Origin of the sequence: Mesorhizobium sp. CAU 1732 (assembly GCF_039888675.1) — a bacterium.
Lineage (GTDB): Bacteria > Pseudomonadota > Alphaproteobacteria > Rhizobiales > Rhizobiaceae > Aerobium.
In genome coordinates this window covers 536,396-557,901 of sequence record NZ_JBDQQR010000002.1, presented here as the reverse complement: position 1 = coordinate 557,901, position 21,506 = coordinate 536,396, and the positions used below count along the sequence as shown (strand labels likewise).

Below are 21,506 nucleotides of genomic sequence, written 5' to 3'. Positions count from 1 at the left end.
CAGACGCACATCCAGCCCGGACGTTTCATGCCCCATCCGGTTCTCAGCATCGTCATGCCGTGTCTCGATGGCATGCCGCATCTGCCCGATGCGATCGCATCCGTGCACGCGTCGCTGCCGGCTGCGTCGTTCGAAATCGTCGTCGCCGATGGTGGATCGACCGACGGATCGATCGAATATCTGCGCGGAGCCGGCGTGACCCTGCTCGAAGGGCCGGACGGATCGCTTTATCACGGCCTCAACAGGGCGATCGCGAACGCGAACGGATCACACATCGTGTGGCTCAACGCCGACGATGTCGTCCTGCCGGCGGTGCAGGGCCTTGTGGATCGGGCCAAAGGCGAAGGCGGGGATATCGTCACCGGGGAAGCAGAGATCGCAACGGGTGAGACAGTGACCTGGCGCAGCGATCATCATGCGCGGCGGATGAGCCCCGAATCGCTTCTCTTTGCCGTGCCAACGATCAACGCCCGCGTCTTTTCGCGCGCGCTTCTCGTCCGTGCGGGTCCCTTTCGGACCGATATCGGGCTCGGGGCGGACAGGCACATGCTGTTGCGGCTGCTGCGCCTCGATCCGAAACGCGAAATGGTCTCCGAACCCGTCTATCGCTACCGGTCGCATGCGGGGTCGCGCACCATGGGCGGGTCGTGGACGAGCTATCGCAGTGTCCACGCCGCGCATCTCGCGATGGCCGAGGCGATCGCCGCCGACCCGGCCGCAGGGGTCGATGACGCACTGCTCGACGCGTTTTCGAGCGTTTCGCGGCTCGCCTCCGCGCGGGCCGGCCTTCTGAAGGGCGACGTGCTGGAGGCCGCGCGCGTTTGCGCTGCAGCCCTCATCGCGCGACCGGACCCCGGTCACTGGCGGCGCGCGCTTGCACTGCACCGGGCCTTCCGCAGCCTCGGTTCGGGCTGGTGATACGCCTTGCGCGGTAGTGCCGTGCTATACGCTGTCACAAAATTCGATTGGCCATGGCGGGTGGCTTGAATATAGGTGACCGGAGAGGTTGGGAGCTGAGATCGATGCCAGGCGACAGCTCAGGGATCGCGATCGTGCACCCAGCCGGAACGCGAAGCATCCCGCAGCCGGCAGGCCGGACGCGGCGAGGAGAATTGGCATCATGTTCTTGCCCGTGATCATGGCCGGGGGCTCCGGCACGAGGCTCTGGCCGCTGTCGCGCCAGCTCTACCCGAAGCAATTCCACGCCCTCACGGGCGAGCAGACGCTGCTGCAGGAAACGATCACCCGCCTCGACGGCATCTCCGCCGAGAGCCCGCTTCTGATCTGTAACGAGGAGCATCGTTTTCTCGTCGCCGAGCAGCTTCGGCAGATCGGCCGCGAAGAGACGACGATCCTGCTCGAGCCCGTCGCCAAAAACACCGCGCCGGCCATCGCGCTTGCCGCACTCTACGCGACACGAAACGGCGAGGACCCGCTGCTTCTCGTGCTGGCGGCCGACCATTTCATCCGTGACGTCCCGAAGTTCCACGCGGCGATCGAGGCTGCCGTTCCGCTCGCCGAGCGGGGCAAGCTCGTCACCTTCGGCATCGTGCCGGTGCGCGCGGAAACCGGTTATGGCTACATCAGGCGCGGCGAGACGCTTGGCGATCATGGCTACGCGGTCGCCAGCTTTGCCGAAAAGCCCGATGCCGATACGGCCGAGCGCTACATCGCGGACGGCGGATATTACTGGAATGGCGGCATCTTCCTGTTCAAGGCAAGCCGCTATCTCGACGAGTTGAAGCGCTACCGTCCCGACATCCTCGACGCCTGCGTGAGCGCAATCGGCACGACCGAGCCCGACATGCAGTTCGTTCGCGTCGATGCGAAGGCGTTCACCGCCTGCCCGTCGGAATCGATCGACTACGCGGTAATGGAAAAGACGTCCGACGCGGCCGTTGTGCCGCTCGACGCGCGTTGGAACGACATCGGGTCGTGGTCGGCGCTGTGGGAGGTGCAAGAGCGCGACAGCGACGGCAACGCGCTGCATGGCGACGTGCTTGCGCTCGACAGCCGCAACAATCTCGTGCGCGGCGAAGCGCGCCTCGTCGCGCTGGTGGGCGTCGAGGACCTCGTTGTGGTGGAAACCAAGGATGCCGTGCTGATCGCGCACAAGGACAAGGTCCAGAACGTCAAGGGTATCGTCGACCTGATCAGGAAGCATGGCCGCCACGAGCACATGAACCACCGCGAGGTCTACCGCCCCTGGGGGCACTACGACTCCATCGATTTCGGCGAGCGCGACCAGGTCAAGCGCATCACCGTGAAACCGGGGGCGAAGCTGTCGGTGCAGATGCACCATCATAGAGCCGAGCACTGGATCGTCGTGCGCGGCACGGCGAAGGTCTACAAGGGCGACGAGGTGATCCTGCTGACCGAGAACCAGTCGACCTACATCCCGCTCGGCGAAATCCACGCGCTGGAAAATCCCGGCAAGATCCCGCTCGAACTGATCGAGGTGCAGTCAGGCTCCTATCTGGGCGAGGACGACATCGTGCGCTTCGAGGATCGCTACGGCCGTTCGTGATCAAGCTGGACGATTTCAGGACGACGATGCGTGAGAGCCAGATTTACCGCCGGCTTGGTAGGCGCCTGCGTCTGGAACTGTCCTCGGTTGCACGGACCTTCGCCACGCCGATCGTCGGTCGCGCGCCGGATCGCTCGAATGTCTGTGTCATGTTTCATGTGGGCCGTTCGGGCAGCACTGTTCTTGCCGACATGCTGGATCAATTGCCGGACGTCATTTCGGATAGCGAAATCTATACCGACTATCGGGACAGGGATGCACTCAGGCAGAGATTTGCAAATGCCAGCGAATACACGGAGACGAAGATCGTCTCGCGCCGCCGCCTCCTGCGCGGTGGTGGCACCTATCTCTTCGAGTGCAAGTTCCCAAATTCAGTCGACATGCGACTCTTTCCCTTCGGCATCGAAGGATATGTTGGCTACCTCCGGTCTCTCGGAATGCAGCATGCCATCATGCTTCGGCGAAAGAACCTGTTGCGGCGGTTCGTATCGAACAGGCTTGCAACGGAAAGCGGCAGATATCACTGGAAGCCTGGGGAGGTGCCGCATCTGCCTCGGGTCGATCTGGACGTGGACCGGATTGCATTCGGCCCCGGTTTCTACACGCTCCTCGATGCGATCTCCCTCGTGGAGCAGGAGTTCGGACGGCTCGAGGGCGCGTTCCGGGAATCCGGCATCGCGTGGCTGGACCTTGTCTATGAAGACGACATCGAGACAAATCCTTCGATCGGGTATCGAAAAGCCTGCGCGTATCTCGGCGTCCAGGCTGCCGGCGTCACGCCCCGTTACGCGCGGATCAACGCCCGGCCGCTCTCCCAAATCATCATGAACTTCGATGCGGTCGCAGACGTTCTGGACGGCACGCCCCACGCGTGGATGCTGGACGGCTGATCGCGGCTCAGTTGACCGAGGCCGAACGTGCCGGAGAGGCGGCAACCTGCGCTTGCGAGGGCGGGCCTTCATTGACCGCCTCGTAGAAGCCGAGATCCCAGAAGATGTGGGCGAAGGCGGCCATGACGCCTTCGCGGGGCAGCCGATAGATCAGGTTCTTCAGCATCATCTTCCGCGCGGTCCACGTCTCCACGGGCTCGAACTGCTGCCCGTTGATGCGCGCGAGGCGCACATAGCTCATGCCGTGGCCCTTCATCAGCCGCGTGAGGTAGCCCCATTCGAGACGGCGCGGCTCGATATGGTGGTTGAGGCTCAGTTCCGGCCGGTAGCCGCAGAGATAACCCGCCTCATGCGCGAAGCGTGACAAAAGCGAGTCCTCGCCCGCGAGAAGCTGGTTGCCGGTGCGGCCCAGACCGCCTCCCGCCGTACCGCCATCGACGAAATTCGCGTAGAGTTCACCGATCGGCCTGCGCACGACGATGCCGGCGCCGATGGGCTCGTGCGGCCCCCACTCCTTGCCCTCATCGGTCAAGGCTTCGTCGCCCTGGTCACGCACGCCCAGGAATGGCAGGAAAAACTCCTTGATGCGCGCGGGCGGGCGTTCATAGGCGCCGATGCACCGGCCGCCAAAGACGCCGAGCTTCGGCTCCGCCTGTGCGATGCGCTGCGTCTGCGACAGATAATCGGGCGCGAATTCGTTGTCGTCGTCGATGAACACCAATACCGAATGCTTCGCGGCCTGGAACCCCGCCACGCGGGCATGAACAAGGCCGGGCCGCATTTCGCGGACGAGCTGGACCTCACGCCCCGCCATCGCTTCGAGCGAAGCCTTCTCCAGCGGCGGTTTCGAGCAATTGTCGACGACGATGAGTTCATAGTCGGAGGTTGCGATCTCCTGCACTGCCAGCGAGCCCAGGCATCGGCGCAGCATGTGCTCTTTCGGGCTGTAGGTGCACAGGATTACGCTGAGCTTCTGCTTTTTCACTGCCTGGCCTCTCCGCGGGCAGCATGCTGCCCATCGCGCAAATCAGATCGCGTTTCGAATACGTTATGCACCAAACGACGCTGCCGACGCCAATCATGCGTCATTACCCCGGCAAACTGCGTCATCACGTGCGCATGACGCCACCGAAACTCGTTGCGATGCAAACGGTTGGCCCACCGTCAGCAATGATTCATTGCCGATCAGCGGGCCGGATTGCAAGCCATAATTTCAAGCAAAGGCACTGATAATCCCGATGAAATATGGGATACTGGCAAGACCAAGTATCTCAACGTCCACGCAATCTCTATCGTTTCTCCAAAAGTACGCCGGTTTGCCAGCCGTACGCGTTGGCCTTTGCCATCTTCACATCGAACCAGCGGCCAATCTTCTTGAGCCATGCTTCGCGATTGTAGACCGAACGTTGTAGCCAGGGGGTGGAGCGGGTGACGAACTGCACGTAGTCCTTTGACAGCATTCCGGTGACCTCGTCCAGCTCTGCGACGTGTTTGTTGCTCTCGTGCCCGGGGTTGATTCGCTTCACCTCCGCCAAAGTGTTCTCATCGGATATTGTTATGTAAATGCGACCGCCCGGGTTCATGATGCGGCGCATCTCCAAAAGCCACGCATCGTCCAACTCTCCAATATGCGTCCAGACGGAGCCGGCGAAGATGAGTCCAAAATGACGGTCTTCAAACGGCAGATGCGGGTTGGTGTTGTTGGTCATGAAATGGAATGGTGGCGATAGATGCGACTGCGCCCAATGGATGCCAGGCGAATGGAGATCAATGCCCCAAGCCTCGCTGCTGTGAGCCTCTGCTTCAAAATGCCTGAGTAGTCGGCCCGAAGAGCACCCGAACTCCATGATCCTCTGGCCTTCCAGCGAAAAGCCATCGTCAGCCAGGATTTTCCGCATCTGCTTCGTATCGTTGAGGCCAGTGCTCAGGTAGAGGTCGTCGTGCCATTTGCCATCTTTGAATCCGTAGTAGTGGCGTAGAGCCGTCGGCGGTACGCGCTCCGCAAGTGGTTTCGATAGTTCGTCCTGGCTGGCTTGGTAGACGACGTATCCGCCCGCGATGCGGGGCTCGGGGTAGAACTGGCCGTTCATGTTGCCGACGCTCATGAGATTGCTCTCTAAGCGATGGATAAATGCGGGCTCAGCCTCGTTCTTCCAACGTTCGTTGCCTGCACGGAGCCGTGCGTTTTCGTCCAATGGCTTGTTCAACTTTTCAGCCCTCCTACGAGCAATCTGGACCACACTTAAAACCTGCGAACGTGACCACCAGATATACGGCCCTTCATCTGGTTCGTGAGTTCCGTTAGCGATGATGTTATTCTTCCGTCAGCGAAAGCGGCCGGAAATTGTGTCTATCCCTGCCTGACTTGGGCCAACAGGTTCTCGACAAATGGTGCGCCGCGCGGAATGAGAGTCATGTCAGCCATGCGGGAGGCACGTGCGTCGATCTCGTTCAGAAAATCGGGCATCGTCAGGGCGTTTATTTCCCGATGTCCTTCGAACAGATAGAACTCCTGCAGCAGGAAATCGGCAAATGACTGTCCTCCGATATCCTTACGTGCCGCCCACGCTATGAATTCGATCTGCCAGATCGCGCGCTTTTGGGAAATGGTGAGCCGCGCAGAATTCATTATGTCTGGTTCGTGACCCTGCGTGTCCAGCTTGATAAACATTCTCCCCACAACGTCTTTGCAGAATCGGTCGATGGTGAAGCAGGGAGCGACGCGCTCGATATCGTCAGATGAACCGTTACCGAATACTGCTCCACCAATCGAGCCGCCGGTCTTGAAGCGATAGATGGTGTGCCCGTCAAAGCTGGACATGGCAGCGTCATGGACCGTTACGCGGCTGGCCAAGCCATTGGCCTGAACGTTTATGGCGAGCAGTTCGCGGGTCGGTCCAGGCTCGAACGAGTGGAATGTGAGGTCAAGGCCCGATGCCTGGGCTGATAGCGCAAGTGGTATGCAGAACGTCCCGATGTATCCCCCGACATCAAGGACGGTCGTAGCGTCTCCCAGCGTCCTTAGTGCCGGCCCGAGCTCATTCCATAGATGGACTTTATTCGGGTCAATGGCGCGTTTTTCTCGTTCGATGAAGAATGTCGACGGTGAATAGGCGCGCTTTCCATAGGCTTTTGGCTGAAAGCGTTCATCCGACAATGTGAACAAGCCAAAGGCACCGCAGTCGAAGAAACTGTATTTGTCGAAGCCAGTCGAACCACGTGGTGGCCATTCGTTTTGCATCGGCATTATTCCCCGTAGAAAGCACTCCAAGAACCACACCGATGCTGCTCGCGCAACCTCCTCAAGAAGAGGAACTCATGCCGGAGCGTTGTAATGCAAGCGAATGAAAACGTCTTTTTCTATATCAGCCAAGTTTCGAAATTGAACCATTTACTTTGCTTTATTCCGCTCAGCCATCTCCCGCAAAGCCTGTTCGCGATAGCCGGCATGCCAGGCTGACGTGATCAGGCCGCCGGTCATGCCGTGGCGGGCGATGTGGACGGCGCGGCGCGCCAGCAATTGTGGCCGGGACAGGATGCGCAGGGCTTCGATGCCGCCGAACAGGGCGTCCAGCCTGGCCGCGGAACCTCCTATGCCGTGCACCAGCCTGCGCAGATAGTCGGCTTCCAACCGCCCCTTCGGAATGATGTGGGTGAGCCGCAGCGCCGGCACATAGGCCAGTGGAAGACCCATGCGTCGCGCAATGAGGCAGCAGGCCGTGTCGTCGCCCGAGGCGAGGCTGTTGCCCGTGCGCCCGATGCCCGCCAGCGTGCCGTCTTCGACCATTCTGGCGAAGGCGAGGGCGATGTCGCGCCGCAGCACCATGCCCGCGCCCGGCACGTCGAAACCGGGCTCCGCCTGCGCCGCCACGCGTTTTTCCTGCGGCCCAAAATCCCTCAGGGCAAGGAACGGCAGGGCGGCGCTGATCGCCGGAGCGGGCGGCGTGGCGAATTCGCCGACGATCCTGCCGCCGAAGACGCCCATGGACGGGTTTGCGACCGCAAAGCGGCGCGCTTCAACCAGATAATCCTCGTCCAGCACGGTGTCGTCGTCCACGAACACGATGTACGCGCCGCGTGCTGCGCCGATGCCTGTCGCCCGAGCCCAGGCGATGCCCAAGCGATCTTCATCGACCAGCCTGATCCCCCGCCCGGCCGCCAGCACGTCGTCGGGGATCGCGGGGCCGCCGTTGCGAACGACGATCGTTTCGACGTCGCCCGCGTTCGTGACGGCAACGCGTAGGGCGGACAGCACGCGGCGAAACCTGTCGGGGTCCGGCGCATGCGCGGCGATCACCACGCTCAGCGTGACTGCGTCGACAGAGGAGGTCAGCGCCGCCATTGCGCCTGGAACGAGCCGACGGCGCGCTGCGCATCCGTCATGCCTGCGCCTCGGGTTGCTCGCTGGACGAAGCAGCACGCCTTTCGATGTCCGCGATCAGCGTCACGATCGCGTCGACCTGGCGCGTGACGTCGGCACCCAGGCGGTTGCCCAGCCTGAGCCATTGCGAGCGTTTCGCCTTGTCCGCGATGAGCCCGATCCTGTGGATTTCGGCGAGAAGCTCGCGGTTGACGGTGCCGAGCCTGCCCAGTTCGGACGAAAGGTCGTCGCTGCCGCCCGGTATCGCGACAGGAGCGGTCGTGCCAAGCAATCTGCGTCCATACGACAGATGGGCGGCGGCGCTGGTGAGCGCGGTCTTGATGCTATGTTCGAGCGCAAAAGGGTCCGGTGCGGTGAGCTTCCGTTGCGCGGCAGTCCGGTCGGCTTCCCTGGCAATCAGCGCCGCTAGATCGAGACGAGCGGTTCGCAGAGCCTTTTCGGCCTTGATCGTCTCCGCGTGTAATTGTCCGAACGCATCGATTGCGCTCTGATGTCGATCTATGTCCGTGCGCAGGTTTGTCGCGTGCTCGTGCAGCCAGACGGCTGCAGTTGTGAGCTTTCCGGTTTCATCGGAGGCCAGATCGACGAGAGTCGTCAACTGATCGACATGTGGCAGCGCCCTGGCGTCGGCGATGGCCTGTTCAGTCTTTCCGAGCAGTTCCGGGGAGGCAGACAGGTTGGAAGCAACCCTCGCGACCGCCAATGTGAGTTCGGAGAGAAGCGCCGTACTGCGAGCGATGGCGGCCTCTATCTCGGGGTTCATGACGTCCGATGTCTTTTCATGCGTGGAAAGCCACTGTGCGACGCCGGTTAGAACGCCGCCCTGGTCGACTGCAAGATCGGCGACTGCCTTCAGTTGTTCCGCAGAGGGCAGTGCCTTGACTGTCGTCACAGCCTTCTCGACATCCGCAACGCGGTCCGTGTTTCCGGTGAGGCTTGCGACCGTGTGAGCCATTGCCACAGCATCTTCAGAAAGAAGTGCTACTGCGCGCGCGATGGCGGCATCGATTTCGTCATGATCCCGATGGGAGGCACTGCTGTCTCGCGCGAGCCATCGGGCTGTGCTGGCCAGCTTGCCGATTTCAGAGCCCAGACGATCGGAGATTCCGAGCACGGCTTTCACGTCGGCGGTGTCACTGCCGCTACCGACTGCCGGCAGCGCCTGCCCGTCCTCCCCGTTCAACTCGGCCCGAGCCGCCGCCGTGACATGGGCATGGTCGGCCAGCCGGTCGGCGATTTGCGCCAATCCATAGTTCAAGGTAGCCGTCGTCTCGCGGGCTGCGTCGAGCTGCTGCGTCACCGAATCCACGGAGCCGTCGAGACGGGCCAGTTGGTCCTGCATATTCGCAACGAGGCTTGCCTGCATCTCTGCCGATACGTCGCTTTCGTCCGGCAGCGCCTGCGGCGTGTTTCGGCCCTCAAGCGCCGCGGCGATGCCGGCCATCGTGCCCGTCGCATCCGCGATCGCCCGCAAAGCGGGGTAGAGCTGTTCGCTGCGCTTGTAGATCGCTCGCGCGACGGCGCCGCACTGCAGGAAATCGTCGGTCTCCTGCGCGACATCCCCGGGGACGCTGCCAAGCCGCTCGTTCAGGAGGTCTATCGCCTTCGTCGCAACGAGGTTCGCTCCCCACAGCGCGTTTTCGGAATGGTGTTCGACCAGCATTCCCGATTCCGGGTCGAACATTGCCAAGTCGAAGCCGGCATCGAGCAGCAGTTCGCGCAGATCGGCTGTCGTGTGTCCGCCCAGCGCCTGGTTGTTCTCATCGAACTCGATCATCAGATGGATGTCGTTGCGGCTTTCCAGGAAGGGGACGGCCTGGCGAAGGATTTCGTATTCGAGGCCCTCGGTATCGAGCTTGACGATAATCTGCCCGCCCGGCTGCGTGGCGACGACAAGGCTTTCGAGCGGCCGGGTCGCCACCGACACGGCATGGGTGAATTGCATGCCGGCGGTCGGTTGCAGCGACGAATAGGCCGTCCAGCCCGCTTCGCCGGTGTGGAGCAGCGCCTCGCCGCTTTCGGCTGCGACCGCCGCGCCCACCAGATGGACCGAACCGGCTGTCAGGCCTTGCGTCGAGAGCACATCCTGGACGCCCAGATTGGCTTGCAGGAACGGATGAAGGGCCGGGTTGGGCTCGACGGCGATGATCGTGCCGTTACCCCCGAGGCGGCGGGAAACGAGGCGGGAATAGAGGCCGCAATGCGCGCCGATGTCGACAAAGCAGTCGCCCGGCCTGACGAGCCGGCTCATCATGGCCAGTTCGCGATATTCGAACCATCCTTCCCGGAGGAAACGGAGGACGCGGTCGTCGCTCGGATAGAGCAGGCGACCCGTCAGCGCGAGGTTCACGCCAGCCGCTCCCTCGATCAGGCTTCCGGCTCCTCGTTCCGGCTCAGCGCGAAGCTTCAAACTCATATGGTGGGACCATTTCGTAGCGGAGGCAGGTAAACGCTTATCGATCCGACGGGTTGCAAACAAGATATCATGACTTGAGTGGCGTTCGCCAGCGATCGACAGGCAGGGATATCTCTGGTCACGCGGGCTTTTGTGCGGCTTTCGCGCGGCCCTGCCGCAGCTCGATCGCTTCGTCCACAGGCCCGTCGAAGACGATATGACCGGCATCGAGAATGATGGCACGGTTGCAGACCTTTTTCAGCAGCGGATCCGAATGCGACGCCATCACCAGAATATCGGCCTGATCCACGAATGCACTCATGCGCGATTCCGCCTTCTCCCGGAAGGACCGGTCGCCGGCCGAGAGCCATTCGTCCATGATGATGATCTCAGGGTCGAAGCCGGTCGCGATCGCGAAAGCGAGGCGCGCACGCATGCCGGACGAATAGGTCGCGAGCGGCAAATTGAGATAATCGCCGAGTTCGGTGAAATCCGCCACGTCGGGCAGGCGTTGTTCGACCACGGCGGGCGGTATCTTCATGAACATCGCGCGCATGCGGATGTTGTCGAGGCCCGACGCCACATTGTCGAAGCCGGTATGGATGTCGATCATCGAGGCGATGCGGCCACGCACGCGCACCGACCCTTCGGTCGGCGGATAGACTCCGATGACCACACGCAGCAGCGTCGATTTTCCCGCGCCGTTGTGACCAAGGATGCCCAGCCTGTCGCCCGGCTTTACGGTCAGATCGATGTGTTCCAGCGCACGGATGCGGGCGATGCCGCGCTCCGGCCGCATGATCTCGCCGCCGGTCTTGCCCTTCTCGTTCTTCACCCAGGACTGACGCGCCTGGTAGCGGACGAGCGGAAACGACACCGAAACATCGGAGAGCGAAATCTCGGATCCCTGCGAAAGCTGATCGTTCATAGCCAATAGATGACCTCGCGGCCGTGTATTCGGTAGACGATCGTGGCCAGCACGGCGAGTACGGCGATCGAACCGCCCGTCATGAGGAACGGCCAGTAGGTGATCGGTTCCCCGATCAGCGGCGAGCGGACCAGAGTCAGGAAGTTGTAGAGCGGATTGTACTGCACGACCCAACCGTATTCCCCGAGCCGATCGGCACGCCAGAAGACGGGGGTCATGAAGAACAGGAACACCGTCAGCGACGAGACCAATTGCCCGATGTCGCGGTATCGGGCGTTGAGAAGTCCAAGGATCACGGCCGTGAAGAAGCCGGCGAGCGCGATCAAAGCGACACCCGGAATCGCGATCAACGTGCTCCAGCCGAGCGGCACCTGAAAGATGACGAGGACAACGAGGATGATCAACGCCTTGTACAGGAACATGAACACGTTCCGGGTCACGTACCGAAATACGCAGACGCTCAGGGGGAAGCGCGTCTGTGTGAGATAGCCTTTCGAGGCGACGAATACGTCCGGCGCTTCATTGATCAGCGCGATCATGAAGCCCCAGGTGATGAGTCCGGTTGCCAGATAGGGCAGGTAGTCGGCCAGCGTCATCCCGAACAACTGGGCGTAGACGAGGCCGATGCCCGAGATGGCGATGGCCTGCGCGATGATGATCCACCACTTGCCAAGCGATGCGCCCTTGGTCTTGGCGTAGAGATCGCGACGGACGAGCTCGCGCCAGATGGCGCGGCTTTCGAAGCCTTCGCGGATATCCTTCAAGCCATCGGCAAGGTGACTTCGGCCGGCGGTGGCCTCGTAGAGGGGGGACTGTTTCAATTGGGCGACGTGCTCTCATAAACCGGCGACGCTCCTGCGCGATTGCCGCGGGCGTCGTCTCCCGCCCGCCATTTACGACAATTCGTGCGCGATGCAAACACCTGCGGCCTGCGTCCAAATGGGTGATGGCCCCAAACCGCGGAAACGGAAGCCAAACGCTCGCCTCGCTTCGGTTGCAAGATCGAAGCAATTGCAGCAGTACAGTGCGCAACCGACACGCCGCAACGGGAATGCCATGACGCCGAGAGAGAATTCGAGGACTGCATCGGGAAAGCCGCGATTGGCGATTTTCTCGCGTCATTCCCTGATCGACGGGCGCGGAGCGGGCTATGTGGTTCCGCCTGGGGACGAGCGTGGGCACCCGTTTCTCGGCCGCTGGCCGCACAATGTCGGCGATCAGTTCGTCGCATCGGCGCTTGGCCGCGCCCTCGATTTCGACGAGTTCTACACGCTGACCCGCGAGGCGACGCCCGAGCAGTTCGATATCATCAACAATGAATGCCATGCCGTCATCGCCGTGATGCAGAACGCGCTCTATCCGGGATTCTTTGGCACGCAGCTCCCGGTTTCATACCTGAAGCAGCTCAAAATCCCCGTCATCCTGCTGTCGCTCGGCGTTCAGTTCCGGTTCGGAGACACGATCGAACTGACGCCGGAAGACGTCGATTCGCTCAAATGGCTGCACGACAATGCCGCGAGTTCCCAGGTTCGCGGCCATATGAGCCAGGAATTGCTGGCGCGCTACGGCATTCACAACACCCGTGTTCTGGGCTGCCCGAGCCTGTTGTGGTCGGGCAAGCGGGACCTCAAGCTGAAGCCCCCCAGCTACGACAATGTCGGCTTCACGATCACCGACATGGGCGCAATCCCCGTCCTGCACGCGTTCCAGTTCGACATCATGAAAAAGGTATTCGACCGAGCGAAGAATTTCTCGTTGGTCGCGCAGGGCGGTGAATACGTCCTGCAGGACTATCTGACGCTGCGCGATGGGGTGCACCCCTCGCTGAGGGAGGACTATCTGGTCGAGGGGATGACAGGCCATACGAGCGAAGTCGCGAAAACCGACTATTCCGGCGGCCTGAAGCCCGGTCAATTGATGAAGTCCTATGTCACGCGCTATTCCATCGAGGATAAGGCAAAGAGTGTCGACTGGTACTATCGCGAACTGCCGGAAACGTTGCGCCGGAACATCAAGGAGCGCGGTTTTTTCTCGACGCAGCTTCCCGAATATCTGCGGCGTTCGCGAGACCTGTCGCTCATCGTCGGTACGCGTCTCCACGGCAACATCATCGCGATTTCGCAAGGGACGCCGGCTGTATACGCGGTTCACGATTACCGGCTGAAGGACATGGTGGAGTTCCTGAAACTGCCGCACATGGCTTTCGACAGGGGTGAAACGGATTTCGACATCGAGAATGCCGACTGGAGTGAATTCGAGCGCTTGATGCCGACGATCTACGATGGGTTCATTGATTTCTTTGAAGAAAACGGGCTGACCCACACGCTCAAGATTTAACGTCGCGGTAAAAACGACCGAGATTTATCCACCTGTCCGGCATTCGGCGGACACTGCGAATCCCACAGAAGGAATCGCAGCCATGGATACTCGTCACCTCAAGCTTCCCTATCTGATGCCGTCGCAGGCGCAGAAGCACGTCACGCACAATGAAGCGCTGCTAGTGCTCGACTTCATCGTGCAGCTTGCAGTCGAGAGCCGCGACCTGGCGACGCCACCGGAAAGCCCGGGGGAAGGCGACCGCCACATTGTCGGCACCAATGCCGACGGTGAATGGCTTGGCCATGATGGCGAGGTCGCCTGCATGATCGACGGCGGCTGGCGCTGTCTGGTGCCGCGCGACGGATGGCTGGCGTGGGTTCGCGACGAGGGCCGCCTCTATGTGCGGCGCGATGGCGGCTGGCACAGCGTCGCGGAGAACTTGACGTCGCTCGGCGTGAACGCCACACCGGACGCGGTGAACAAGCTTGCCGTGGCGAGCCCGGCATCGCTGTTCACGCATGACGGCGGCGACCACCAATTGACCGTCAACAAGGCGGACGCACCTGCGCGCGCCACCCTCGTTTTTCAAAGCGGCTATGAGGGGCGCGCCGAGATCGGACTCGTCGGCGACGACGATCTCGTCTTCAAGGTCAGTGCCGACGGGGCCAATTTCGTCGAAGCGCTTCGCGTCGACAAAGCGAGCGGCGATGTGTGCCTCGGCAGCCTCAATTCCGGGCCCCTCGCCGGGTTCAGGAACGCGGTCATCAACGGAACCGGCGCCATCAACCAGCGCGGTTTCCCTGGCGGCGCGCTGGCAGGATACGGATATGACCGCTGGCGGTCGGAAGGGAGCGGGTGCACGGTTTCGGTGGCCGCCGGCCGTTTCACGCTGACCGGAGCGATCAGCCAGACGATCGAGAATGCGCGGCTCGCGGGGTCTGTCGTCACGATCTCCGTCGATGCACCCAGCAACCCGCTTCACGTCACGCTGGGCAGCAAATCCGGCACGATCCCGGCCGGTTCGGGGCGCCGTCACGTCACGCTCTCGCTTGGAACCGGGGAGCCTGACAACCTCAAGCTCGTGATAGAGGTAACGTCGTCGACCTCCTTCGGCGAGGTCCAGGTCGAACGGGGCCCCCGACCCACACCGTTCGAGGCAAGACCGGCTGCGCTGGAGGAGGTGCTGTGCCGCCGCTATTTCGAGGCGGTGCATCCGGTCTTCAGCGGCGCGACCGTCAGCGGCGCACCTTCCGGGTCGTCGCGCCCTATACCGTGGCGAAACGCATCGTGCCGCTGGTTTCGATCGATCAGGTCGAGTTCTCGTCAGGCGTGCCGACGGTCACGTCCGCCTATACGTCCAGCGGGCTGAGCCGCACCACAGGGGCGCATCTCTTTTTCGTCGCCAATGTGACGGCGAGTTCCGCCAGCGTGCAGCTCAAGGTCATGGCGAATGCCGAATTTTGAGGTCCACCTCCACGGAGCGCCGCATGCCGCGACGCTCCGGACGGCGTTCAGGCAGCTATTCCTCGCGGAACGCCTTCTGGAACGAATCCATGATCGGGCGTGCCAGATAGGAGACGAAGGTTCGCTCGTCGGTCGAGATGAAGCTTTCGACAGGCATGCCGGGATAGACCTGCTCGGGCTTGATCTCGTCCGGGAGGGCGCCCGCAATCCTGAGCCTGACCGTGTAATACGGCATTTCGGTCCGCTGATCGACAAGCCGGTCGGCGGAGACATAGAAGACCTCGCCGGCGACCTGCGGGGTCGTGCGCTGGTTGAGCGCGCTGAACATCATCTTCGCCGGCTGGCCGATATGGATCTTGTCGATATCCTGCGGAGACACCTGCGCCTGCACGATCAGTTCGCTGGTCGTGGGCAAGAGTTCCATCACGACTTCGCCCGGCCTCACGACACCGTCGCGCGAGTTGTGATGCATGCGCACGACCACGCCATCGGTCGGCGCGTGGACGACGGAGCGCGCCACCGCCGCCTGAGCGGCGACGATCTGTTCTTCGAGGTCGAAGAGGGCGGTGCGCACTTCGTTCAACTCGCCGACGGCTTCCTCGACGCGGCTCGTGGTGAGGCGTTCGGTCTGCTGGCCCGCTTCGGCAAGCTGCGTGATCGTGCTGGCGATCTGCGCCTCGATCGAGCCGGCCTGTCCGAGCAGCGACGCGCCGGCACGGAGCAGTTCGGAATATTCCGAACGGTTGGTCAGGCCCCGGTCGAGCAGGTCGGATTTGCGTTGTGTCTCATCCTTGACGATCGCGATCTGCTCCTCGAACGCGGTCTTCTGGGCGCGAAGACCCTTGATGGATTCGTCGAGCGCCAGCTTGCGCTGCACGAGGATCTCGGCTTCGGCGCGGTATCGCGACAGGCGGGCGGTGAATTCCTTTTCCTGCTCATGGAAAATGTCTTCATGGCCGAAGCCGTCCCCGAAGCGGGCGATGTCGTCGGGCATCGTCAGCCGGTCGAGGCCGTCGCGCTCGGCTTCCAGGCGCACGGCCTTCGCACGCTGGGCGACGAACTGCCTCACCAGGCGGTTGAGCTGCGCCCGCGTCATCGTCGAATCGACCGCGAAGAGCGCGTCGCCCTCACGAACCGTCTCGCCTTCGCGGAAGTTGATCTTGGTGATGGTGCCGCCTTCCTGGTGCTGGATCATGATGTTCTGGCCCGCGACGGCGACGACACCCGGCGCGATCGCCGCGCCCGCCAGCGGCGCCGTGGCCGCCCACACACCGAACCCGCCGCCGAACAGGGCGATGGTCACATAGCCCAGTATCGCAACGCCGCCGGTGCGGGTCGCGATCCGCTTCTGCCATTTGTAGCCGGTCTCGCTCGTCTTCATGTCTGGCCACCCGCACGGATCGTGTTGCCAAAGGTCGCAGTGACATTGCCGGGTTGAGGTTTCGTCGGGGGCGCCGGTTGCTGGGTCGCGCCGGCCCCCTGCTGCAGGCGCTGAAGCACCTCGGCGGTCGGACCGTAGAGTTCGATCTGGCCGGCGCGCAGCATCATGATCCGGTCGCACCCCGATGCGATCGTGGGGCGGTGGGTGATGATGATCACCGTCGTGCCGCGCTCCTTGGCCTTCCGCATGGCGCTCTCGAGCGCCGCCTCGCCCTCATTGTCGAGACTGGCGTTCGGCTCGTCGAGAACGATGAGGCGCGGATCGCCGTAGAAGGCGCGCGCAAGCCCGATGCGCTGGCGTTCGCCGCCCGAAAGCCTGACGCCACCCGGACCGATCTGCGTGCCGTAGCCACTTTTCTGGCCGAGGATCAGATCGTGGACATGCGCCATCCGTGCCGCCGCGATGACGTCTTCCTCACGCGCATCGGGATCGAAGCGTGCGATGTTCTCGGCGATCGTGCCGGGGAACAATTCCACTTCCTGCGACAGGTATCCGAGATGTTTGCCGAGCGAATCCGGATCCCATGTGGCGATGTCCGCGCCGTCGATGCGCAGCACGCCCGATCGGGGCCGGATCGCGCCGACGATGATGCGCGCGAGCGTCGACTTGCCGGCCTGGCTCGGTCCGATCATCGCGACGGTCTCGCCTGCCTCGATGATGAAGCTCAAGCGGCGAATGACAGGCTCGGTGGCCGCGTCCGCGCCGGGCGGGTAGTAGACGATGTTCTCGCCCGAGACGCGGCCCTTCGGCGCCGGAAGCTCGAAGCGTTCCTCGTCGGCCAATCCTTCGAGCGACGACAGCCTTTTCCACGAGCGACCGGCCTCGATGATCTGCTGCCAGCTTCCGATGATCTGGTCGAGCGGCTGGAGGGCGCGTCCCGAGATGATCGCGGAGGCGAAGATCATGCCCGCGGTGATCTCCTGCTGGAGGACGAGATAGGCGCCGCCGCACAGGATGAGCAGTTGCAGGACCATGCGCACGGTGCGTGAGATGCCGCTGAAGATGCCGTTGATGCGTCCGACGCCGTCGGTCGCGTTGAGCGAGTCGCCATAAAGCGAGCCCCAGCGTTCCATCGCGTTGTCGGTCATGCCCAACGCACGCACGGTCTCGAAATTTCGCGCGAAGGTCTGCGCCGAGTTGGTCGCACCGGAAAGCGCCTCGGACGCCTCGCGGTCCCTGCGGCTGGTGGCCATCTGGTTCAGGATTGCGATCGCCACCATCACCACCCCGCCGCCCAGTGTGATCAGGAACAGGAGCGGGTGGATCAGGTACATGATCGCGATGAACAGCGGCCCGAACGGCAGATCGAACAGGAAGGTCAGTGCGCGCGAGGCGACGAAGCTTCGCACCACAGAAAGGTCACGCAGTGGCTGGACGTCGCCGAAGCCGGCGCGCGCGCCGTTCATCGCCACGACGAAGGCCTGCGGGCCAAGCTTGACCGCAAGGCGCGAAGCGACCCGGCCGGCATAGAGGCTGCGCGCGATCTCCAGAAGCCCCAGCACGGCCAGCGCGCCAAGCGCGATAAGCGACAGGTAGATCAGCGTGCTGAGGCTGCTGGAAGGCAGGACGCGATCATAGACCTGCAAGAGGTAGAGTGGCGGAACCAGCAGCAGCAGATTGACGACGGCGGAGAAGATACCGATCTCGATCACGCTGCGGATTACGAGCGGGCGGATCCCTGTCTTCAACTGAGCACTCCCCTGAAACCCCGGCGGACAGTGCATATCGCCCAAGCCCGATCTGGGAATTGAAGTCTAGAATCGACAAAAGTCCAGTGCATTCAATTTGCGGTTCGGTGCCGAAAAATCAGCGCATCGCCTATGTGGCCGCTACCCACAGACCAATATGATGCGACGTTGATATCGTATACGACAATCAGTGATGCCGCATCATTCAATTGGATGATGCGGCGGCCGTTGCTGTTCAGTCGGCGCTGTGCGGTGCGGCAGCCAGCGCGGAGAGACGTTGCACGGTGTCGTCGGTCGGCGTCCACCCCGTTCGTTCGAGGCGCGATGCATCGGCCACGAGCGCGCCGGAAAGCTGCTGCCACAGCGCACCCTTGCCCAGCAGCGTCAAGGCGCTGCTCAGGATCGACGGCGGAACGGCGAGAATGCGTGGCTTGCGCCCCTGTCCCATGCGGAAGGCCGCAACGATCTCGGCAATCGACAGCGGTTTGCTGTCGCAGATCGTGTAGATGCCGCCTTCCACGTCAGGCTGGTCCAGCATGTGCAGGACCGCACCTCCGAGCGCTTCGACGTGGAGCAGCGACCGTTTCGCGGTCAGCCGCCCGATCGGGAGCGGTATCGGCAGGGACGCGAGGCGCAGCAGCGCGTGCAGATTGCCGCGCGCTTCGTTGCCATAGACGGGAACCGGCTGGAAGATGACCAGACGTTTCGCGTCGTCGCCCGCGAACATGGCTCGAAGCGCCCGCTCCGCCTCAAGCTTGGAGCGGCCATAGGCATCGCTCGGTGCAGGGGGCGTCGTGTCGTCGATGACGCCCGGAGCGACCGGGCCGGTCACGGCCCGTATCGAGGACAGGAAGATGAAGCGACCTTTGCTGCGGCGCAAGGCTGCCTTCGCGAGGGTTTCCGTAAGATCGACATTGGCTGCGCGATAGTCGGCATCGGACAGGGCGTCCGAGGCTTGCGCGATGCCCGCGCAATGCACCACGTGATCGACGCCATCCAGAAGCGCGTCCCAGGCGACAGGGTCAGCCTCGAGGTCGGGCAGGCGAACGGGCGCGGAAAGCGTCGAGGGGTGACGACCGGGATCACGCGTCGCCGCCTTCACGGTCCACCCGGCATCGGTGAGACGGCGCGTGACCGCACTGCCGATGAAACCATAAGCGCCGGTCACCAGAACGGCGCGGGTCATCACTGCTCGGTGTGCTTGAAGAGCACGTTCACCGTTGCATCGGAATCCATGGCATCCATGGCGGCGCGCAGGTCGGCCATCATGTCCGGCACGCTGCTGTGGCCGCCGTTCTGACGCTTGGCGCGTAGGATCTTTGGATGCGCCGTCGCGCTGACCCCCGTGGGATCATAGAACAATTCCTCGTGCAGCTTTTCGCCTTCGCGCATTCCGATGGTGACGATCTCGATGTCGCCTTCGGGATGGCGTGCGTCACGCACGGTCAGGCCGGCCAGCGCCACCATGTCCTGCGCAAGATCGCGGATGCTGATAGGCTCGCCCATTTCGAGAAGCAGGATATCGCCGCTCTGCGACAGGCCGCCCGCCTGCACGATCAATTCGGCCGCCTCGCGGACGGACATGAAGTAGCGCGTCATCTTCTCGTCCGTGATGGTGACGGGCCCGCCCGAAGCGATCTGCTCCTTGAAGAGTGGCACAACGGACCCGCTGGAGCCGATGACGTTGCCGAAACGCACGCACGCATAGTTGCGCGTGAAGGGATCGGCCAACGGCTTCGTGCCGTGAAAGCGCACGATCTTCTCGGCCCAGCGCTTGGTCGCGCCCATCACGCTTGCGGGCCGCACGGCCTTGTCGGACGAAATCAGGATGAAGTTGGGAACCCGCGCCTCGACGGCCGCTTCCGCGAGCACCTGGGTGCCCAGCACGTTGTTGCGGATGCCCTCCAGACTGTTGGCCTCCACGAGGTGGACATGCTTGTAGGCGGCGCAGTGATAGATGGTCTCGACGGCATTGCCGGCGAGCAGGCGCTGAACCAGCCTGGAGTCGCCGATCGACCCGAGCACCGGAACGATCGGAAACGCCGCGTCCTGCCGCAATTCTCGGTCGATCTGGTAGAGGCCGTGCTCGTTCGTTTCCAGAAGGACAAGCCGCGCCGGTTGCAGCCGCGCGATGATGCGGCAGAGCGCGGAGCCGATCGATCCTGCAGCGCCGGTGACGAGGATCGAGCGGCCATGGATCATGGCGCGCAGGAGAGCAGGGTCGGCCGGCACCGGCGAGCGCCCGAGCAGATCGTCGATGTCGATATCGCGAACGTGACTGACCAGATATTTGCCCTCGGCCAGATCGGCGATCGGAGGCAGGATGCGCACATTGACCGGCAGGGAACTCAACTCCGCCATCAGCGCGCGCCCGCTGGCGCCGCCGACCGAAGGCGTCGTGATGATGATCTCGTCGATGCCTATGTTGGTGACGAGACGCCTCAATTCGGCAGGCGGGTAGACCCGGATTCCCATCATGTCGAGTCCGTAGAGGGACGCGTCCTTGCTGATGAATCCCGCTACGTCGCGCCCGCCCGACGAACGCAGCGCGTCCGCAAGCTGGGTGGCGGCGTCGCCGGTCCCGTAGATCAGTGTCTTGACGCGTTCATCCGTGCGCCACGGGTTGCGCCACAGCAGCCACTTCGCACCGAAACGGCTTCCGGTGATCACGAGGAGCGACAGCATCCAGTAGATCGCCGGCACGGAGCGCGGCACGCCGGGTGCTCCGGTCATCGCGGTCAGGAAGGCGAGTGCCACCCAGCCCAGCACCGCGAGACTGACGACCTGAACGATCGTCCAGACCGCGCGGTCCGGAAGGTAGCGCAGCACCGCCCGGTACAGGCCCATGCGGGCAAAGATGGGAATGGCAAGCGCGGGCGCCGCCAGTATGATCGCGGTCTGACCCGCATTCGGCACGAATGTGTGGCCAAGACGCAGCGTGAAGCTGAGCCAGCAAACGAACGTCAGGGCTGTCGCGTCGAAGATGATCAGGGCCAAACGCTTGGGCGCGCGCCCGCCCGCCGAAATCTGGTCGCGAAGCCTCGATAGCGACGGAACTACGGGGAACTTCGTCATGCTCACGCAGCCATTCGCGTCGTTATCCTGTGATGCCTGTGGAACACGTTCACAAGTCCACCTCACGGCCGGACTTCGCACTTAAGACCTGAGCGGTCTTCAAGTTCCATAGCAAATGCCCAGCGGCCGTTGGCCGTCTATGGCAGGTCGGCTGTGACAACCCGTACGGGTGCATGGCTACCGGATAATCCGTCGATTTCGCCCCCAATCGCCCCATAGACAATCCGGCAGTCAATGGCAACATATCCAACCGGTGAGGGTGCCATCCACCCGCTGAAAATTTCACGATCGGGGTTGGTGAATGTCCGATCTTGTGTGTCGATCGGCGAACAGGGTGCCATCGAGAGGCCTCCAACGTGCTGTCGCGCGCCATATCCCGCACCTTATTTTTCACGATT

16 protein-coding genes are annotated in these 21,506 nt (G+C 62.7%); 5 read left to right on the top strand and 11 right to left on the bottom strand.

The annotated features are described in order from the left end of the window. The first annotated feature begins 27 nt into the window (after positions 1-27). From AAFN55_RS20335 to AAFN55_RS20325, 3 genes are all read left to right on the top strand, one after another. Positions 28-918, top strand: coding sequence for a glycosyltransferase (locus tag AAFN55_RS20335; protein ID WP_347800797.1), 891 nt, complete (start codon positions 28-30; stop codon positions 916-918). A 202-nt stretch (positions 919-1,120) separates the two neighbouring features. After that, positions 1,121-2,527: a mannose-1-phosphate guanylyltransferase/mannose-6-phosphate isomerase gene (locus AAFN55_RS20330; RefSeq protein WP_347800796.1), complete on the top strand. Its 1,407-nt coding sequence runs from the start codon at positions 1,121-1,123 to the stop codon at positions 2,525-2,527. Then, the gene (locus AAFN55_RS20325; RefSeq protein WP_347800795.1) at positions 2,524-3,417 is read left to right on the top strand and encodes a hypothetical protein; all 894 of its coding nucleotides are present in this window, start codon (positions 2,524-2,526) and stop codon (positions 3,415-3,417) included. Before AAFN55_RS20330 ends, AAFN55_RS20325 begins: the two co-directional genes overlap by 4 nt. A gap of 7 nt (positions 3,418-3,424) precedes the next feature. Here the strand turns inward: AAFN55_RS20325 and AAFN55_RS20320 are convergent, their stop codons facing one another. The 7 genes from AAFN55_RS20320 to AAFN55_RS20290 form a co-directional block, all read right to left on the bottom strand. Continuing rightward, the gene (locus AAFN55_RS20320; RefSeq protein WP_347800794.1) at positions 3,425-4,402 is read right to left on the bottom strand and encodes a glycosyltransferase; all 978 of its coding nucleotides are present in this window, start codon (positions 4,400-4,402) and stop codon (positions 3,425-3,427) included. A 304-nt stretch (positions 4,403-4,706) separates the two neighbouring features. Next, positions 4,707-5,624, bottom strand: coding sequence for a class I SAM-dependent methyltransferase (locus tag AAFN55_RS20315; protein WP_347800793.1), 918 nt, complete (start codon positions 5,622-5,624; stop codon positions 4,707-4,709). Between the two features lie 143 nt (positions 5,625-5,767). Further along, on the bottom strand, positions 5,768-6,658 hold the full coding sequence (locus AAFN55_RS20310; protein ID WP_347800792.1) for an FkbM family methyltransferase: 891 nt from the start codon (positions 6,656-6,658) through the stop codon (positions 5,768-5,770). A 150-nt stretch (positions 6,659-6,808) separates the two neighbouring features. After that, positions 6,809-7,759, bottom strand: a complete 951-nt coding sequence (locus tag AAFN55_RS20305; protein ID WP_347800791.1) for a glycosyltransferase — start codon at positions 7,757-7,759, stop codon at positions 6,809-6,811. Between the two features lie 37 nt (positions 7,760-7,796). Next, on the bottom strand, positions 7,797-10,214 hold the full coding sequence (locus tag AAFN55_RS20300; RefSeq protein WP_347800790.1) for an FkbM family methyltransferase: 2,418 nt from the start codon (positions 10,212-10,214) through the stop codon (positions 7,797-7,799). A gap of 118 nt (positions 10,215-10,332) precedes the next feature. Continuing rightward, entirely contained in the window at positions 10,333-11,121 is a 789-nt protein-coding gene (locus tag AAFN55_RS20295; RefSeq protein WP_347800789.1) for an ABC transporter ATP-binding protein, read from the bottom strand. Then, the gene (locus AAFN55_RS20290; RefSeq protein ID WP_347800788.1) at positions 11,118-11,942 is read right to left on the bottom strand and encodes an ABC transporter permease; all 825 of its coding nucleotides are present in this window, start codon (positions 11,940-11,942) and stop codon (positions 11,118-11,120) included. The genes AAFN55_RS20295 and AAFN55_RS20290 overlap by 4 nt, the downstream gene beginning before the upstream one ends. Positions 11,943-12,222: 280 nt before the next feature. Here AAFN55_RS20290 and AAFN55_RS20285 point away from each other — a divergent pair, with 280 nt between their 5' ends. Both AAFN55_RS20285 and AAFN55_RS20280 read left to right on the top strand, forming a co-directional pair. Next, positions 12,223-13,458 carry a polysaccharide pyruvyl transferase family protein gene (locus AAFN55_RS20285; protein ID WP_347800787.1) on the top strand — a complete coding sequence of 412 codons (1,236 nt, stop codon included), beginning with the start codon at positions 12,223-12,225 and terminating at the stop codon, positions 13,456-13,458. Positions 13,459-13,540: 82 nt separating this feature from the next. Continuing rightward, positions 13,541-14,809 (top strand): DUF2793 domain-containing protein, encoded by a 1,269-nt coding sequence (locus AAFN55_RS20280; RefSeq protein WP_347800786.1) that lies wholly within the window; start codon positions 13,541-13,543, stop codon positions 14,807-14,809. Positions 14,810-14,959: 150 nt separating this feature from the next. Here AAFN55_RS20280 and AAFN55_RS20275 read toward each other — a convergent pair whose 3' ends face one another. The 4 genes from AAFN55_RS20275 to AAFN55_RS20260 form a co-directional block, all read right to left on the bottom strand. Next, positions 14,960-16,285 (bottom strand): HlyD family type I secretion periplasmic adaptor subunit, encoded by a 1,326-nt coding sequence (locus tag AAFN55_RS20275; protein WP_347800785.1) that lies wholly within the window; start codon positions 16,283-16,285, stop codon positions 14,960-14,962. Further along, positions 16,282-18,033, bottom strand: coding sequence for a type I secretion system permease/ATPase (locus AAFN55_RS20270; RefSeq protein WP_347800784.1), 1,752 nt, complete (start codon positions 18,031-18,033; stop codon positions 16,282-16,284). The genes AAFN55_RS20275 and AAFN55_RS20270 overlap by 4 nt, the downstream gene beginning before the upstream one ends. Positions 18,034-18,268: 235 nt before the next feature. Beyond that, positions 18,269-19,219, bottom strand: coding sequence for an NAD-dependent epimerase/dehydratase family protein (locus AAFN55_RS20265; RefSeq protein ID WP_347800783.1), 951 nt, complete (start codon positions 19,217-19,219; stop codon positions 18,269-18,271). Then, complete coding sequence (locus tag AAFN55_RS20260; protein ID WP_347800782.1) at positions 19,219-21,108, bottom strand: nucleoside-diphosphate sugar epimerase/dehydratase; 1,890 nt, start codon at positions 21,106-21,108, stop codon at positions 19,219-19,221. The genes AAFN55_RS20265 and AAFN55_RS20260 overlap by 1 nt, the downstream gene beginning before the upstream one ends. Positions 21,109-21,506 lie beyond the last annotated feature (398 nt).